This window comes from Flavobacterium glycogeni (assembly GCF_048286775.1).
Classification (GTDB): Bacteria; Bacteroidota; Bacteroidia; order Flavobacteriales; family Flavobacteriaceae; genus Flavobacterium.
Map to the genome: position 1 here is coordinate 1 of NZ_JBLVPV010000068.1, position 1,366 is coordinate 1,366.

1 protein-coding gene is annotated in these 1,366 nt (G+C 32.9%); it reads right to left on the minus strand.

The window, feature by feature from the left end:
* On the minus strand, nucleotides 1-1,366 hold a 1,366-nt coding region (locus tag ACNQGX_RS18300; protein WP_417978743.1), incomplete at both ends, for a condensation domain-containing protein.

The following is a 1,366-nucleotide window of genomic DNA, read 5'->3' on the forward strand; positions in this document are numbered from 1 at the left end:
TATACCATAGTCTTCTCGTAAACTATATGATAATTGAGTAGATAAATCATCAAGCTCTTGATACGTTAATTCCTTGTCCTCAAATACTAATGCTATACTGTTCGGAGTCTTCGCAACTTGCTCTTCAAATAAATCAATAATCGTTTTATCTCCAGGATAAGCTACTCTTGTGTCATTAAAGTCTACCAAAAGGTGTTGCTTCTCTTCCTGGGTTAAATAATCGATTTCTTGGATTGGTCTCTGACTTTCTGCACTGAAGAAATGTATTATAGCTTCAAAGTGAGCCTTCATTGTTTTTATCGAGCCAACATTAAAAACATTAGAATCAAATCTGAATTCAAACTCTAAAGAAGATTCAGAAGGAGATACAGCAATAACAAAATTATAATTTGATTCGTCATCTAAATTAATTTGTTGAAATGATGCTCCATCTTCTTTTCTTTCAGACGAATTTAATATATCATTTATACTATCTTTTACAACGTAATTTCCAAAAACAATTAAGTTATTGATAAGCTCCATTCCAATAGAACTTTGAGACTGTACTTCTGCCAGACTCCCATAATGAAAATCGTTGCTTCTAATTGCTTCGGTATGTAATTGCTGCAAAAAGTCTTTAACCGTATCTAATTCGTCATACTGTACTCTCACTGGAATAGTATTTGAAAAAAGCCCTACCATATTCTCTATTCCAACTAACTCAGCCGGCCTTCCAGATACTACCGACCCAAAAACGACATCTCTAGAATTGTTATATCTAGACAGCAGATACCCCCAAACCCCTTGTATAAAGGTATTGGTGGTAATATCTAAATCATTACAGGTCTCTTTTATCCTTTGTAATACTTCACCTTCTAAACGAACATGTTCATTTTTAAAAAGAACTTCTTTTTTTTGAGTTTCCCTTCTATTTTTGAAAGGAAGTTCTGTTGCCGTTACAAAACCGTCTAAATATTTTTTCCAATACTCTAAAGAAGTTTGCTTATTTATTTTAGACAACCATTTGATATAATTAGCATACTTAACAGGCTTCTCAAGACCGATAGGCTGTTTTTTATCTAAATCATTTAAGATACTTGAAAAATCATTAATTAAAATACTCATACACCAACCATCCATTATAATATGGTGATGACTCCAAATGAATTCATAGTTATCGTGTCCTAAATCCACTACTTGCAAACGCATTTGAGTAGGCTTATTTAGATCAAACCCTCTGGCTTTGTCTTCTTCTTTTACTTTCCTCAGGAAAGTTGTACCAGTTTCGTCCTTGTTTACGGATTTATAGCTAAAATCAACAAAAGCTTGCTTATGAACAATCTGCAGTGGTGTATTATAGTCATTACTAAAACTGGTTCTTAATATG